General features: G+C 40.9%; 14 protein-coding genes. 10 read left to right on the top strand and 4 right to left on the bottom strand.

Going from position 1 to position 15,414, the window contains the following annotated elements; all coding sequences use genetic code 11:
* The 5 genes from AB5Z12_RS00400 to AB5Z12_RS00380 are packed head-to-tail and all read left to right on the top strand — an operon-like array spanning window position 1 to window position 6,537.
* Entirely contained in the window at window positions 1-840 is an 840-nt protein-coding gene (locus AB5Z12_RS00400) for a carbohydrate ABC transporter permease (protein WP_195408822.1), read from the top strand.
* A gap of 10 nt (window positions 841-850) precedes the next feature.
* The gene (locus tag AB5Z12_RS00395) at window positions 851-2,860 is read left to right on the top strand and encodes a beta-galactosidase (protein WP_368356805.1); all 2,010 of its coding nucleotides are present in this window, start codon (window positions 851-853) and stop codon (window positions 2,858-2,860) included.
* A 1-nt stretch (window position 2,861) separates the two neighbouring features.
* Complete coding sequence (locus AB5Z12_RS00390) at window positions 2,862-3,485, top strand: hypothetical protein (protein WP_195408820.1); 624 nt, start codon at window positions 2,862-2,864, stop codon at window positions 3,483-3,485.
* A 33-nt stretch (window positions 3,486-3,518) separates the two neighbouring features.
* The gene (locus AB5Z12_RS00385) at window positions 3,519-5,315 is read left to right on the top strand and encodes a sensor histidine kinase (protein WP_368356806.1); all 1,797 of its coding nucleotides are present in this window, start codon (window positions 3,519-3,521) and stop codon (window positions 5,313-5,315) included.
* Entirely contained in the window at window positions 5,293-6,537 is a 1,245-nt protein-coding gene (locus tag AB5Z12_RS00380) for a response regulator (protein ID WP_368356807.1), read from the top strand. Before AB5Z12_RS00385 ends, AB5Z12_RS00380 begins: the two co-directional genes overlap by 23 nt.
* A 70-nt stretch (window positions 6,538-6,607) precedes the next feature.
* Here the strand turns inward: AB5Z12_RS00380 and AB5Z12_RS00375 are convergent, their stop codons facing one another.
* From AB5Z12_RS00375 to AB5Z12_RS00365, 3 genes are read right to left on the bottom strand one after another with little or no spacing between them, the layout of a single operon-like run.
* Window positions 6,608-7,819: an ATP-binding protein gene (locus tag AB5Z12_RS00375; RefSeq protein WP_368356808.1), complete on the bottom strand. Its 1,212-nt coding sequence runs from the start codon at window positions 7,817-7,819 to the stop codon at window positions 6,608-6,610.
* Complete coding sequence (locus AB5Z12_RS00370; RefSeq protein ID WP_118577702.1) at window positions 7,816-8,490, bottom strand: response regulator transcription factor; 675 nt, start codon at window positions 8,488-8,490, stop codon at window positions 7,816-7,818. The genes AB5Z12_RS00375 and AB5Z12_RS00370 overlap by 4 nt, the downstream gene beginning before the upstream one ends.
* A gap of 11 nt (window positions 8,491-8,501) precedes the next feature.
* The gene (locus AB5Z12_RS00365) at window positions 8,502-9,392 is read right to left on the bottom strand and encodes a helix-turn-helix domain-containing protein (RefSeq protein ID WP_368356809.1); all 891 of its coding nucleotides are present in this window, start codon (window positions 9,390-9,392) and stop codon (window positions 8,502-8,504) included.
* 227 nt (window positions 9,393-9,619) lie between these two features.
* Between AB5Z12_RS00365 and AB5Z12_RS00360 the strand changes: the two genes are divergently transcribed.
* The 4 genes from AB5Z12_RS00360 (at window position 9,620) to AB5Z12_RS00345 (ending at window position 13,671) form a co-directional block, all read left to right on the top strand.
* Window positions 9,620-11,269: a glycoside hydrolase family 43 protein gene (locus AB5Z12_RS00360; RefSeq protein ID WP_368356810.1), complete on the top strand. Its 1,650-nt coding sequence runs from the start codon at window positions 9,620-9,622 to the stop codon at window positions 11,267-11,269.
* Between the two features lie 100 nt (window positions 11,270-11,369).
* Window positions 11,370-12,638: a TlpA family protein disulfide reductase gene (locus tag AB5Z12_RS00355; RefSeq protein WP_368356811.1), complete on the top strand. Its 1,269-nt coding sequence runs from the start codon at window positions 11,370-11,372 to the stop codon at window positions 12,636-12,638.
* A gap of 21 nt (window positions 12,639-12,659) precedes the next feature.
* Window positions 12,660-12,821 carry a CD1871A family CXXC motif-containing protein gene (locus AB5Z12_RS00350; RefSeq protein WP_148461398.1) on the top strand — a complete coding sequence of 54 codons (162 nt, stop codon included), beginning with the start codon at window positions 12,660-12,662 and terminating at the stop codon, window positions 12,819-12,821.
* Window positions 12,822-12,828: 7 nt separating this feature from the next.
* Window positions 12,829-13,671 (top strand): 4Fe-4S binding protein, encoded by an 843-nt coding sequence (locus tag AB5Z12_RS00345; protein ID WP_118577806.1) that lies wholly within the window; start codon window positions 12,829-12,831, stop codon window positions 13,669-13,671.
* 128 nt (window positions 13,672-13,799) lie between these two features.
* On the opposite strand, the gene AB5Z12_RS00340 is transcribed toward AB5Z12_RS00345, so the two are convergent.
* Window positions 13,800-14,756: an L-lactate dehydrogenase gene (locus tag AB5Z12_RS00340; protein WP_173769128.1), complete on the bottom strand. Its 957-nt coding sequence runs from the start codon at window positions 14,754-14,756 to the stop codon at window positions 13,800-13,802.
* Between the two features lie 228 nt (window positions 14,757-14,984).
* Between AB5Z12_RS00340 and AB5Z12_RS00335 the strand changes: the two genes are divergently transcribed.
* On the top strand, window positions 14,985-15,404 hold the full coding sequence (locus tag AB5Z12_RS00335) for a Fur family transcriptional regulator (protein WP_173736348.1): 420 nt from the start codon (window positions 14,985-14,987) through the stop codon (window positions 15,402-15,404).
* Window positions 15,405-15,414 lie beyond the last annotated feature (10 nt).

The following is a 15,414-nucleotide window of genomic DNA, read 5'->3' as shown; positions in this document are numbered from 1 at the left end:
ATGAGATTTTTTCGTAAATCCTGGAAATATCAGGTAACGACTGTGATTAAATATTTGTTTCTGATACTGGTAGCGATTGTATCGTTATATCCGTTTATATGGGTGCTGATTTCTTCTTTTAAAGATAATAATTCTATTTTTGGAGATCCGTTTGGATTGCCAGTAAAAATTGCTTTTGAAAATTATAAAGAAGTGTGGGCTGGTGCGGATGTAGGCCGAAATTTTTTTAATAGTATGATCGTTTGCCTTACTACACTGGTAATTTTGATCATTATTACATCTATGGGTTGTTATATTCTTACCAGGGTATGGAAAAATACATTCCTTTCCACATATTTTTCACTGGGAATTATGATTCCAATCCATGCACTTTTGATTCCGTCTGTGCTGATTTTCAAAAAAATCGGATTAACAGATAATTTATTTTCACTAGTTCTGATGTACACGGCAATTAATATATCTCTTAGCATGTATATCATGAATGGATTTTTTGATAGCATTCCAAGAGAAATGGATGAGGCTGCTACGATTGACGGATGTTCCAGAAGTCAGATTTTCCTACGCATTATTTTCCCAATTGCAAAGCCTGGAATTGCTACGGTTGCCACTCTGGCGTTTTTGAACTGTTGGAACGATCTGCTTATGGGACTTGTTCTGATTTCATCTCCGCAAAAGAAAACTTTATCTCTTGCGATTTCTGCATTAAAGGGTTCCTATGCTACACGATATGGTCTCCTGTGTGCCGGATTTGTAATTTCCATAGTTCCGGTTGTTATTATGTATCTGCTTTTCCAGAAACAGGTTATTGCCGGAATGACAGCAGGTGCAGTGAAAGGATAATGGTACTGATATGAAGAAAAATGTAAGATTTACACAAAATGGAATTTATCTGGAAGGTTCTCAGTCAGAGAAAGAAGGAAAAGAAATTCCGTTGTATAGCGGCTCCATCCATTATTGGAGAATGGCTCCTGAAACATGGGAAACAGCGCTGATCAATGCAAAGAATATGGGATTTTCTATTGTAGAAACATATATTCCATGGGGGGTACATGAGCCGGAGAGAAATGAGTTTGATTATGGGAAAAAAGACCCGAGAAAAGATTTGAATAAATTTCTGGATATTTGCGAAAAAGTTGGACTGTATGTAATCGTAAGGCCGGGACCCCATATCAATGCGGAGATGACCTGGTTTGGTTATCCACAGTGGCTTCTCAGAATGCCGGAAATACAGGCAAAGACACCGCTGGGTACTTCTGTAGTATATCCTTATGTAACAGGTGCATTTCCCATTCCATCCTATGCAAGCTCAAAACTGTATGAGGAGACAAGACACTATTTCAAAAGTTTTGCAGAAATTCTGAAAAAACATTGCTATCCGAAAGGCGGAATCGTTGCAATTCAGGCAGATAATGAGACTTGCAATTTTTTCAGAGATCAGCCATATATTATGGACTATTCTGAGGAATCGGTTCAGCAATATTACAGATTTCTGGAAGAAAAATATAAGGAAATTGAGAAGCTGAATAAAACTTATCATTCCAAGTATAAGAAATTTGAAGAAATATGTCCTCCTGCAGGCTACCAGGAGAAAGATGAAAATCTGGAGTATTATTTTGACTGGCTGGAATACAAAGAATATCAGATCCTGGAAGCTTTGCGAAAAATGGTTGAGATTCTGGAAGAACTTGAACTTCCGATCCCAATTTTTCATAACTGTGCATACCAGAATTACACACCAATTTCCGTGCAGCGTGATGAGGAGCTTCCAGGTCTCTCAGTAGCCGGAATTGACGCATATCCGGACCCAGGTGATACTTCAATGCTGAAGGAAAGAATCCGTTATCTTGCAGGAAGCAGTAAACTTCCATTTGTACCTGAATTTGGTTCCGGCTCCTGGTTTGACAGGGAACAGCTGCTTAGTCCGGAAGAGGAAAGGTTTGGCTATTTGTATGCGTTCATGAACGGAATGAAGGCAGTAAATTTTTATATGCTTGCTGACCGTGACCGTTGGACTGGCTGTCCGCTTCGAAATGATGGCACTATTCGAAAAGAATGGTACAAAATGTTCCGGAAATTGCTAAGCTTGTTGAAGGATTCAGAGTTAAATACATATAGAAGAAATGCCAGAATTCTTGTATTGAAAAATTATGATATGGGTCGTTTGCGGGCTCTTGTGTCCACAAGAAACCGAAATATGTTTTCCTCCAACTGTTTCATAAAAGGAACAGACATACCAGGAAGCCTGTGGAAAGCTGAAGCTTATGCCGGAAAACTGAATATAGACAGCTGTACTGGCGGATATGACAGGGAAATGTGGGTACAGGAAATTATGGAAACCCTTGATCAGAATGGGTTTGAATATGATATGTCTGATTGCTATGTTACACTGGAAAAGCTGGCTCAGTATGATGTTGTTTTTGCAGCTTCCTATAATTTTATGGAGCCATGGATCCAGAAAAAATTGCTGGATTTTTCCAGACTTTCAGGAAAACAGCTATATCTGGGACCAATTGTACCGGAAATTGACAGGCGAGGGAACGGGTGTACCTTATTAAAAGAGGAAAGCACAGTAAAAACGGTGGTAAATCCGAAAGAACTATTATTGGAAAATCTTCCAAGATCAGAGTACAGCAGTACAAATTGTGAATTGGCTGTTTACAGAAGAGAATGTGATAATGCCATCCTAATTTTTGTGGCAAATACTTCAGAAAAGTCCAAAGAAGCGTCGATAGATTTCCGAGGAAGACGAAAATTTACAGATATGCAAAGCCATGCTAATAAAACAGTAACTGATTGTTTGAATGTGACACTTCGTCCATTTGAAATTCAAATCTGGAAAGTAAAAAAGGAGGAGCACTGAAATGGTTGATAAAAATATATCCGCGGAATGCCTGAAACCAGAGCTTTGGACTCATCTTCAGGAGATTCTGGATCTGTATTGTCCTCCTGTAAAGATTCTTCATATTTTGCAAAAGGCAGAGGGATTTCGGGCTGTTACCCAGAATGGCGAAAAGGTTATGCTGGATTCAAAGTCCCTGGAGCAGCCGAAAGGATTATTAGAGGCTTTTCCAGAGATAGATGAAGTTCGGATTTATACAGAAGCTGCAATGGATTGTTACGATAAAAAGCTGCAGGCAGAAGAGGTTTATGACTGGGATATTGATGATTATCTGGAATATCAATATCGGGCACTGGAAGAAACAGATGGAATACAGGTAATCAGGAGAAGTGATTTTCCCAGACATATTTTCCAGCCATTGAAAAAATGGATTCAGGAAGATGGTACCTACCTTTTGTGGGTAACAAATCAGGGAAAGCTGTACTTCAATTGTATTCTGGTGGTAAGAGAGAATAAAATAAAGATACTGACCACATCTGGCCGGTATGGTGATGACTGGGAGGATTTAGAAAAGGTAAAAAAGAATCTGGAAAAAGAATTTTATGATTTGTCCTGTCATGTTATAATAAAAGACGGGAATTTCTGACAATAACAACATAAGAAGGGATGGTGACCCAGAATGAGGAAATGGATTGGAAAATTTAAAACAATTTCCATACAAAAGAAAATGGCGATTGCGATGTTAGTTACGCCTGTTTTGTCCAGTTTGATCATTCTGGGTTTTTATTATAATTATACAAGAGAGTTTTATCGTGAAAAGGTAGCTATATTTCAGGAAAACAACCGTAAAAATATGACTGCAAATGTGAATAATATTTTGCGTCAGATTGATACGGTATCGGATCAGGTATTGGAGCTTGCAGTTTTGTCTTCTGAATTTGAAAATTATTCGGAAAAAAGTACATATGACCGTTTGCTTTTGTATCGGAAAATAACATCTCAGCTTACAAATATCTGCATCTCAAATGATACTATAGACAATATTTATATATTGGATTTTGATGGAAATGGTTTCAGTTCTAACAGTGAGTGGAATGAAGATGTTTATAAAGAGGGGTTGGCAGAGCCTTTGTCCAGAGACCAGCAAGGGAAAACAGTGATCCTTCCACCTCACAGGGCAGCTTACCGATACTGCGGAAATGGGGACAAAGCACCCTATATGGTCAGTCTGCTGATTTATCTGAACCGATACACACAAAGTGGTGCAATCGGACTGATCCAGATGGATATTCCCTATGAAAAGATCAGAAAGTCAGTGGAATTGCTGGAAATGACCCAGAGTGATTTTTCTTTTATTGTAGATGAAAACGATTATCTGATTTATGCTCCTGATTCCGCAGATATAGGGAAAAAGGCAAGTAATGTTGTTTACGGAAATTATAATCTGGGCGATCTTTGGGAGAAAGTAAACGCAGATAATAAAAAAGAAAATAATGGAGAACGGAGTCTGATCAAAAAGGCTGCCCTGTTTAATAAAAAGTGGTATCTGCTCCAGGTGAACAGTGATGTCATGTTTCGGGAGGAACTGGGAAAGATCCAGAATACCTGGCTTCTGGTATTTGTAATCTGTCTGTTATGTGCTCTCGGATTGTCTCTCAGCTTATCCCACAGAATAACAAAGCCCATTGCAGGTCTGATCAAAAGTATGGGAAAAGTCAGTCAGGGAAATTTTAATATTCAGGTAGAAAAGCCTGATAACAAAGATCTGGCAGAATTAGTGGAAAGCTTTAACACTATGATTCTGGAAGTGGATGTTCTGATGAAAGAAAATATTCAGAAAGAGCATGAAAAAACCAGAATGGAAATGATGGCGTTAAATGCAAAGATCAATTCCCATTTTCTTTATAACACTTTAAATACCATTAAGTGGCAGGCTATTTCCCAGAGTCAGATGGATATTGCCAACAGCATTGTGGCGCTGACAAAAATTTTGGAATACAGTTGTAAAAACACCCTGGATATGGTCGCACTTAGAGAAGAGATCCAGTTTATTGAGGACTATATTTATATTCAGAACATGCGGTATGGCAGCAGTGTTGTTGTCAAATATCAGATTGAAGATGACTGCAGAGAGTGTCTGGTGCTGAAAATGCTGTTGCAGCCAATTGTGGAAAATGCATTGATTCATGCTTTCGATAATAATGGAAAGGAAAATATAATTACTGTAACTTGCGAGAAAAAGAGCGGACAACTAAAGATTTCGGTATATGACAATGGTTGTGGCTTTCAGTATGAAGGATTTGACAAGCTTACCGGAATCGGCTTAAACAATATAAAAGATAGATTGGAAATTAATTTTGGAAAAGAATCTGAAATGCAGATTCATAGCATAATTGGCGAGGGAACTTGTGTAACAGTAGTATTTCCCGTTGTTGAAGGAGGAAAAACTGCAAATGAAAGTCTTACTGATCGTTGACGATGAAGCGTATGCAAGGCAGGCAGTAGTAAATACAATCCCATGGGCTGAATATGGTGTGGAAGTCCACCAGGCATCCAGTGGAAAAGAGGCACTGGAATTTATGCAAAAATATACGGTTGATATATTAATGACAGATATACGTATGCCATCAATGACGGGATTGGAACTTTTGGAAAAGGTAAATCAAATGGGAATATCTCCAGCTGTAATCATGCTGAGCAGTTATAATGAGTTTGAACTGGTTCGAAGTGCAATGCAGCTAGGTGCTGAAGATTATTTATTTAAGCCAACTATGATGCCAACAGACATTTTGGAGTCAGTACAAAGAGTTCTAGAAAAGAAAAGAGAAACAAAGAAAAAGGCAGTTCAGACTATTTCTAAAAAAGAAATATTGGAAAGGTTTCTTCAGGGAGAAAAGGTTTCCAGGGAGAGATACGGAATTTCAGAGGAGCAGTGGCAGGAACTGGAGACAACGGAGTATGCAGTTGTCAGTGTTCGATTGACGAAATACCAAGATTGTTTGGTGAGAGTGTTTGGTGACGATCTGAGTCTTATGCAGTTTTCTATTGGAAACGTGTTGGAAGAGGTTATGGGAACGGAGTATGAGTGTTTTCTCTATCGGATTAATTACAAAGAATATGCAATTATCTGCTGCAAAACAGAAATTCTTGAGCAAAATAGTTGTTTTATTGATGGAATTTATAACAAGCTGAATTCAGGATTTACGTTTCTGAAGTTGTATTATCAGATTGAAGTTGTAGCTGGTATCAGTAATCTGGCGCAGGGAGCAGAAGCTTTGAATCGAAGCTATGCTCTGGCGGTGGAGCTATGTGCAACAGCAGATTCTGAAGTAAACAAGATTCGTTTTTCCAGCGCACTGGATATTTCCGGTTCAATGAAAAGAGAGATGGTGCAGGCACTGAATTATATTGGTGAAAATCTTGGGAATAAAGAGCTTTCCCTGCAGATGGTAGCTGAAAAAATTGGTGTGAGTAAAAACTATTTCAGCAAAATTTTTAAGGAAAGTACAGGAGTTAAATTTGTAGATTATATTACCAAACAGAGAATGGAACAGGCCAGAAATCTTTATCTGAATAGTGATCTGAAAATATATGAAATTGCAGAACTGGTTGGATATTCAGACTGGCATTATCTTTATAATCTTTATAAGAAGATATATGGACATTCACTGTCAAAGGAAAAAGAAGGGAAGAAATAGAGGGGGAAAAACATATGTCTTGCCACAAGAATTAAATTATGCGGCAAGACATATATGTGTAAAACTGTATTTAGGAATTATCCATCGGCAGCATAAGCGCTATCGTGCTCCCTGTTTCGCTGCTTTCCAGCACCTTTACGGTTCCCCCGTGCTCTTTGGCAATGGAGTCAACCAGCGCCAGCCCCAGTCCGGCACCTCCCATGGCCCGGCTGCGGGACTTGTCTACACGGAAAAAAGGATCAAAGATTTTTTTCTGATTTTCAGGTGAAATGCCAATGCCGGTGTCTTTTACCAGGATCATAGCCTGACCGTTTTTCTCCTTCACCGAAACTGTGACAGAGCCATTGGAACGGTTGTATTTAATGGCATTTTCCACAAGATTGTAGACTGCACGATAAAGAAGTACATAACTGCCTGTGATATTGCGAATATTGTTATTAAGTACAGATGCATCAGGCGTGTGGACATCAGTATGCCAATCCTGACTGGAGCTGTCATCAAAATGAATGGAAATTCCTGCTTTTTCTGCAACTGGGTCCAGGTCGCAGAAAACCTCATCTACAAGCTCTTCCAGCATAACCTGATCTGTTCGTGGAACAGATTTCAGATTCGTCATGTCAAGAAGGGTTCCCACTAGCTGGGAAAGCCTTGCTGTCTGTTCTTTAATCATGGTGAAAAGCTGTCTGTATTCAACTATTTCCGGTTCCTGCTTTTTCTCAAAAACTTCCAGATTGGTCTGCAAGACTGCTAGTGGTGTACGCAGCTCATGAGCGGCATTTGCAGAAAACTGTTTCTGTGTACTGAAGGCATTGTCCAGCCTGGTCAGCATTTCATTGAAAGATCTGGTCAGCTGTGCAATTTCATCCTTTGAATTGGGAACAGCAAGCCGGGTGGAAAGGTTCTGCGCCTGGATCTGACTGACTTCGCTGGTTAGCTTCTGCAACGGCGTAAGGGTCTTTTTCGTAAGAAAATAAGTACACACGCTGGAAAGAAGAATAATGATCGTGGTGGCAATAACACTTCGGAGAAGAAAATCCTCCTTGGTTTCCTGGATTTCCTGCTCAAACTGAGGAAAAAGGGCTTTGGGATCTACATTAAAGGTAATGGGTGAATCTCCATCCTGTGGGTCCACCTTGATCATATAATTCTGCAATCCGTCCATTCCCGATACGGCAGAATGGCTGATGAAGAAGTACATAAGAACACAGGAGACAATCATCAGTAAGGACAGCAATAAAGTGAGTTTCAGCTGAAGTGAGGTGTGGAAACGTTTTTTTATCATCTGTATTCCTCCAATATATAGCCCTGGCCTATTTTATTCTGAATAGGGTCAAATCCAATTGCAGCCTTTAGTTTTTTTCTAAGAGATGAAATGTGCACACGGATGGAATTGCTGAAGGTATTTACGCTTCCGTCCCAAATATGTTCAATCATTTCTTCCGGTGAAATTACACGGTTCTGATGGAGCAGGAAATATTCCAGAAGGCTGCTTTCTTTTCTGGTAAGGGAAATCGGCACTCCATTTACAGAGGTTTCTCTTGTTCTGGTATCAAAGGTAAGCTGATTCCATTTTAGGCATACATCCTCCTGAACAAATTTCCGCCGGGTAAGGCTTCGGATTCTGGCTTCCAGCTCCTGAAAGTGAAAGGGTTTGGTAAGATAATCATTGGCTCCCAGATCCAGACCGTTTACTTTATCTTCAATCTGATCACGGGCGGACAGGATCAGAACCGGGGTATTAGTATTGTGCTCCCGGAACTGGCGGAGGATTTCCAGACCGTCCGTGCCGGGAAGATTTAGATCCAGCAGGATCAGGTCATAATTTTCTGTCATACACAGGCAAAGCCCTTCGTCTCCATCGAAACAGATATCTGTTTCATAACCATCTATGCGAAGTCCCTCCGCAACAGAGCGGCAGAGCTGTTCTTCGTCTTCTATAATTAAAATGTGCATATTGTCTCCTTTTATAATGTGGTTTTCTGATAGACAGAATTATTTTTACGTACTTCAGTTGGTGTGGCACCAAAATGTTTATAAAAAACTTTTCGAAACAGTTTATAATTAGTGAATCCGTGGCGCTCCAAAATGACAGAAATTTTATCATTTGTGGATACCAGATCCTGATAAATGTGGGAAATACGGATGTCATTCTGGTATTCCAGAAATGTTGTTCCCATACATTTCTTAAAAAAACGGCAGAAATATTTAGGATCAAACATGGCAATTCTGGAAATTTCAGTAAGGGAAATGGCTCTGTTACAATTACAGTTGATGTAATCCAGAACTGGCTTTAGTTTTTCCAGATTCTGATTTTGCCTGCTTGTGGAATCTGCTGTAAATCCGAAACTGAAATTGTGATAAAGCTGATAAAGCACGTCAAAAAGAAGCGTGTTAAACAACAGCGGTGCTCCGTCAGGTTTGGTATCCATTATAAACTGCATTTGCTCCAGTTTTTCTTTAAATTGATTTATTTGTATTTTTTGTCTGTCCCATTCTGGCTGAGAAGCTTGTCTGGGAGTTCCTTCAAGCTGAAAAGTCAGCTGGGCGGCATCGGGAACAAATTTTTCCAGAAAAAGAAGCGGAATCTGAAATACAATAGCTTTGTTTGGACGTGTACATAAAGTAGAATGTACCTTATTTGGCTGTATCAGCGTACATTGCCCGGAACGTAGATTTCTGGAAGTGCTTTCCGTATTTACTTTCAGTTCGCCCTCCTGTAAATAGAGAATTTCAATAGCATCGTGCCAGTGAGGAGGCACGTAGCTTCCAAAATCCACCGATGTATAAAAACGCACATTTGTCCTGAGATCAAGAGGAATCACTTCATAATTTGAAGCTGTGATCACTTTTTTCATAACTGTCTGGCTCCATAAAAAAGAGAATATTGACCTATTATCTAGATACTATCATATCTTGAAAATTAAGGGCAAGTAATTTATTCTAAATTTATAAAAAAGATAATAAGAAACTGTTTGCGGGCAACATTCTGCGAGGCGATTCCCAGTCAGTCCATGAACAGCAACTGATAATAACAATATTGACATTTTTGCACAGACATTTTTAAGAAAGAGAGGTTTTTCCTATGATCCAGAATCCAATTTTACCAGGCTTTCATGCCGATCCATGTATCTGCCGAAAGGGCGACGACTTCTATATTGCAGTTTCCTCCTTTGAGTGGTTCCCAGGAATCCCCATTTACCATTCAAAGGATATGAAAAACTGGGAGCTGTATTCCCATGCCCTTACCAATGCAGAAGATCCTGACTTGAAAAAACTGCCAAGTGCAAAAGGAATCTGGGCACCTTGCCTGACCTACTGTGAAGCAGATGATCTGTTTTATGTAGTATATGGTGTTATGAATTCTATGAATGCCAGATATTTTGATGTAGACAACTATCTGATCACGGCAAAAGATCTGCGCGGTCCTTGGAGTGAACCGGTTTATCTTCATTCTTCCGGTTTTGATGCTTCTATGTTTCATGACGATGATGGCAAAAAATATATTGTAGCTCTTGAATGGGAGACAAGAACTGAATACGAGAAACCGGGCCCAATCTGTATTGTAGAATATGATCCGGCACAGAAAAAAGTAGTGGGAATGCCAAAAGCTTTCTGGAGAGGCGGTACAGACCGTGGTTGTATTGAGGCGCCTCATCTGACTAAGCGTGGGAATTACTACTATATAATGTGTGCTGAAGGCGGAACTGGATATTATCACAGCGTGACAATGGGACGTTCTGAAAATGTATGGGGACCATATGAGGCTGGTCCATGTAACCCAATTGTAACTTCTGTTCCGGAGAATCATAACGAGCGTGCCGACTGGGATCACTTGAAGCCTCGCTATTATAATCCGGAGAGTAAGCTTCAGAAATCCGGTCATGCCAGTTATGTGGATCTTCCGAACGGAGAAACCTGGCTGGTACATCTCACTTCCAGACCTTTTGTTCCAGAGCTTCGCTGCACTCTTGGCCGTGAAACTGCCATTCAGCGTATGAAATGGACAGAGGACGGCTGGCTTCGAATGGAAAATGGAGGCAATATGGCCCAGGAGTTTGTGAAGGAGAGTAAGCTTCCCGAGTATCCGGTGAAAAAGCTTCCGCAGAGGGATGACTTTGATTCTGAAACTCTTGGAATCGGTTATTATGCGCCTCGCATTGATCCTGTGACTTTCGTTGATCTGAAAGCAAGACCAGGCTGGATTCGCCTGCGTGGTCAGGAATCTGGCTGCTCTTTGAATAAGACAAGTATTTTGGCAAGAAAGCTGACAAGTGTACAGGCAACGGTAACAACAAAGGTTGATTTTACTCCGCTGAGTTACCAGCATACAGCTGGTTTGATCCTTTATTATGATAATATGAACTTTGTATATTTGTATAAATATTTCAGCGATACACTGAATCACAGTGCGATTTCTGTTATGCAGGTGGAAAATGGAATAAAACGGGAATTTTCGGAAGCAAGGACTTTTGTGGAAGATGGACAGGACATCTGGATGCGGTTGGAGGTAAAGGGCAGAAAATCCTGCTTTAAGTGGTCGCTGGATGGAGATACCTATAAAGAAATCGGACCATGCTTTGATACTACGAAATTTTCGGATGAGTATTCTGAGTTTGGGGAATTTACAGGAACTTTCGTAGGAATCACCTGTGGCGACCGTATGCTTCATCAGCACACAGCTGATTTTGATTTCTTTGAATATGTGGTAGATGAGACTGCAGATGTGAAATAAGTGTGTTTTTCTAAAAAAATAAAAATCTTAACACAGATTTTATAGGAAAGATGTTAAAATACGTTCAGACAAATAAAAAACGCTGAAAGGAAAATTAAAAATGATGAATAAAAAAAGACTTATGGCAATTCTGACAGCAGGGGTTCTGACAGCAACATCTTTCAATCCGGTTATGATTAAGGCTGAAAGCGTATCAGCAGAAGAAGCTGGCATGGCAGTTCCGGCAGATGCAGCAGGCATGAGCGTACCTGCGGATGCAGCTGGCGCAGCCGTTTCAGCAGATGAGGCCGGAGCAGCCGTTTCTGCAGACGAAGCAGGTGCAGTGGTATCAGGTAACGATTCTGAGACAGCTGTTTTTTCCGAGGATGGCACACCTGTGAAAAAAACAGTAAAAGCAGCAGATATTAATATGAAGGTGCAGGATTCCTACGATTTCCCATTCCTTGGATTAAAGGCAGTCCTTCCGGAAGAACTGAAGAAACAGATCGAAAACTCCGATATGCTTATGATCACAGAGGAAGAATGGAATGATGACATGACTGGTTTCAAGTATGCCTTTTTCCACTGGAATAAGCTTACCGAGGATCAGAAAAACGAAGATGTAAACCTTCTTGGGACCGGCTATGAGGATTGGCTTAAGAGCATCGAAAGAGTTGGCACACTTGGCGTTTACAGCAAGGACGTGATCGATGATCTGGATTCCATCACAGGCTGCAATGAGCACAAAGAGCTGGGAACCAGCGAGGATGGAAATTATAAATACTATCTCAGCATTAATAAAGATGCAGAGTCTGACCTGACAGACGAGATCGAAAAAATTGAGACTACGATCACAGAAATGACAGCATTTGATCCAAGCAAATCCGTATTTGATATGCCGGCAGAAAATGCCAACCCAGATGCAGAAAATGTAGGCGCATTTGAGACAACAGATATTGATGGAAATGCCTATACAGAAAAAGTATTCAGTGACTATGACCTGACACTTGTAAACTGCTTTACAACCTGGTGCTCTCCATGTGTAAATGAAATGCCAGACCTTGACAAGCTTTATCAGGAAATGAAGGAAAAGGGTGTGGGAGTAGTAGGAATGGTAATCGATTCTGTAGGCGAGGACGGAACTACAGATGAAGATACTGTGAAAAAAGCGCAGATTCTCAAGGAAAAAACAGGAGTTACCTATCCTCTTCTGATTCCGGATGCGGGAAACATGAATGGTCGCATCAGCGGTCTCAGCAGCTTCCCGGAATCCTTCTTTGTAGATAAAGATGGAAACATTGTAGGAGATCCGATCATGGGCAGCAGAAATCTGGAAGACTGGAAAACAGCTGTAGAGGATGCACTGGAAAAAATTAATTCCGGAAAATAAAAAGTGGTTATGGAATGTAGGATGAAAAATTATATAAATAAAATCACCCAGTCCAAATGGACAGGAATCGCCCTTGCAGCGGTGGGGATTCTGATGATGGCCTTTGGTATTTATCGTGGTGAAATGGAAGTTGTTTTTACAAAAGCTGTAAATATCTGTATGGAGTGTATTGGAATTGGATGATAAGAAAATGAACATAAAAAACTGGCCCAGGCATACCATACAGGCACTCTGGGCGGCACTTACAAATTCCCATATATCCGGATTTGTAACTGGAAAAATATATACAGGAAAGCTGAAAAATGCCTGTGTTCCGGGACTGAACTGCTATTCCTGTCCCGGGGCAGCAGGAGCCTGTCCAATTGGTTCCTTACAGGCTGTGGTTGGAAGCTGGAACTTTAAATTTGCCTACTACGTAATCGGATTTCTGATTTTCGTAGGTGCGATCCTGGGAAGGCTGGTGTGTGGTTTTCTCTGCCCGTTTGGATTGATCCAGGATTTGCTGAACAAGATTCCTTTTCCAAAGAAAATCCGTACCTTCAAAGGGGACAAGCTTCTTCGAAAGCTGAAATACGTGATTTTTCTGGTATTTGTAATTCTGCTTCCCCTGTTTCTCACAGATATAATGGGACAGGGAGCACCCTATTTCTGTAAGCTGATCTGTCCGGCCGGAACTTTGGAGGGCGGACTGCCGCTGGTACTTTTGAACAAGGCTATGCGCGGTGCCATTGGCTGGCTGTACATATGGAAAAATACAATTCTGATCGTGACAATTGTTCTTTCCATTATTATTTACAGACCATTTTGCCGTTATATTTGTCCGCTTGGCGCGTTTTATTCCGTATTCAATAAGGTCTCCATTTACCGCTACCGTGTAGATATGGAAAAATGCGTTCACTGTGGAAAATGTGCAAAGGCTTGCCAGATGGTGGTCAACCCTGTGGAAAACCCCAACAGTCCGGAATGTATCCGTTGCGGACGGTGTAAGCAGGCATGTCCGGTACACGCCATTGCAAGTGGGTGCAAGAGATAACAGGAATGTTTTTACCATTTTTATGGGGATTAACTTTATGTATGTTTTATAAGTAAAAAAGCTTACTGCGATTTAGACATTGAAAAAATAAATGTCTAAGTTGTAGTAAGCTTTTATTATTTATGGTGTCAGGAAATACTCTCGATTACATTACGGAGATAATCGTAGCAGATCTTAAGATTTTTCTCACCCTCTTTATCCAGCGGAATCTGCAGTGTGCGTTCCACGCCATTTCGTGAAATAACGCATGGAAGGCTCATTGCGATTCCTTCTAATCCGTATTCCCCTTCCAGAACAACGGAAGCCGGTACAACGGCACGTTCATTTCGCATAATGGCTCCTACAAGACGGCAGACGCTGAGGGCGATGCCGGAGCTTGTGTAGCCCTTCAGTTCTACAATGTCCAGACCACTGACCTTCACCTCGTGAAGCAGCTTTTCACAGTCAACAGACTCTTTCAGACCAAACTGTTTCTGAAAATCATGGAAAGGAATTCCTACAATATTAACCGCATTCCATGGAATAAAGCTTGTGCCGCCGTGTTCGCCCAGAACGAATCCGGTGACATTTTTTGCATCTACACCGCACAGGTCGGCAAGCATTTTATTGAAGCGGGCGGTGTCCAGAAGAGTACCGGTACCGATCAGAAGATTTCGGGGGTAGTTGAATTCCTTCTGCGCAATATAAGTAAGAATATCCATTGGATTTGAAACATTGATAATAATGGCAGAACGGGTGTAAGTGGTAATCTGTGTCATGATCTCCTTCATCACCTGTACATTGGTCTGCAGCAGCACCATGCGGTCACGGGAGTTACCTGGCTGAATGCTGGGACCTGCGGTGTTGATGATAATTTGGGCGTCTTTACAGTCCTCGTAGGTACCCACCCGGATGTTTGCGTTGGCACTGTATGCAAAGGCGGTGGTGTGGCTGGCATCCAGTACGACTCCCAATGCTTTTTTTTCATTTCTGTTTATGACAACGATCTCATCTGCAAGATTCATTCGCAGAAGAGAGTCCAGAATTGCAGATCCCACATGACCTGCGCCGATCAGAACAATTTTTCCATAACTTATATTTTCCATGATGTCAGGCTCCTTTAGAAACGTAAACTTTCTTATATAGTGATGTCACCGATAGACGACATGTCTGTTTTGTGAATAAGAATAGCACTTGTGTGCTGCAGAAACAAGAGAATTTTGGATTGCACTGTAAAAAATACGGAATGATAAAAATGAAAACGATTTTCATATTGACTTTGAAAAAGAATCTGCTATAATATGAAAATGATTTTCAAATTGGAGGCGCGGGAAATGAGCGAAAAAGCACAATATCGTACCAGACAGATTACAGAGCTGGAGAATTATCTGTGCTCTATGGAAGGAAAACATGTTACAGTCAGCGATATATGTAAATACTTTAAAAGTCAGGGGATTTCTATCGGAACCACAACGGTGTACCGCCAGCTTGACCGGATGGTGGAGCAGGGACTGGTTGCCAAATATGTGGTAGACGGCACCAGCAGTGCATGCTTCGAGTATCTGGGACATGATGAGCATTGTCATAAGCATATATGCTTTCATTGCAAATGCGAGAAGTGTGGAAAGGTGATTCATCTGGAATGTGAGGAGATGACACATCTGGGCGAGCATATGCTGGCAGACCATGGATTTCAGTGGGATTTTACCAGGACGGTGTTTTATGGAATCTGTGAGGAGTGTAGAGGAAAATAATGAGGTTGAA

Source organism: Ruminococcus sp. RTP21358st1_G6_RTP21358_211008 (assembly GCF_040908885.1).
GTDB classification, from domain to species: Bacteria; Bacillota; Clostridia; order Lachnospirales; family Lachnospiraceae; genus Blautia_A; species Blautia_A faecis.
The sequence above is the reverse complement of the archived record's forward strand: the minus strand, read 5'-3'. Positions and strand labels throughout refer to the sequence as shown.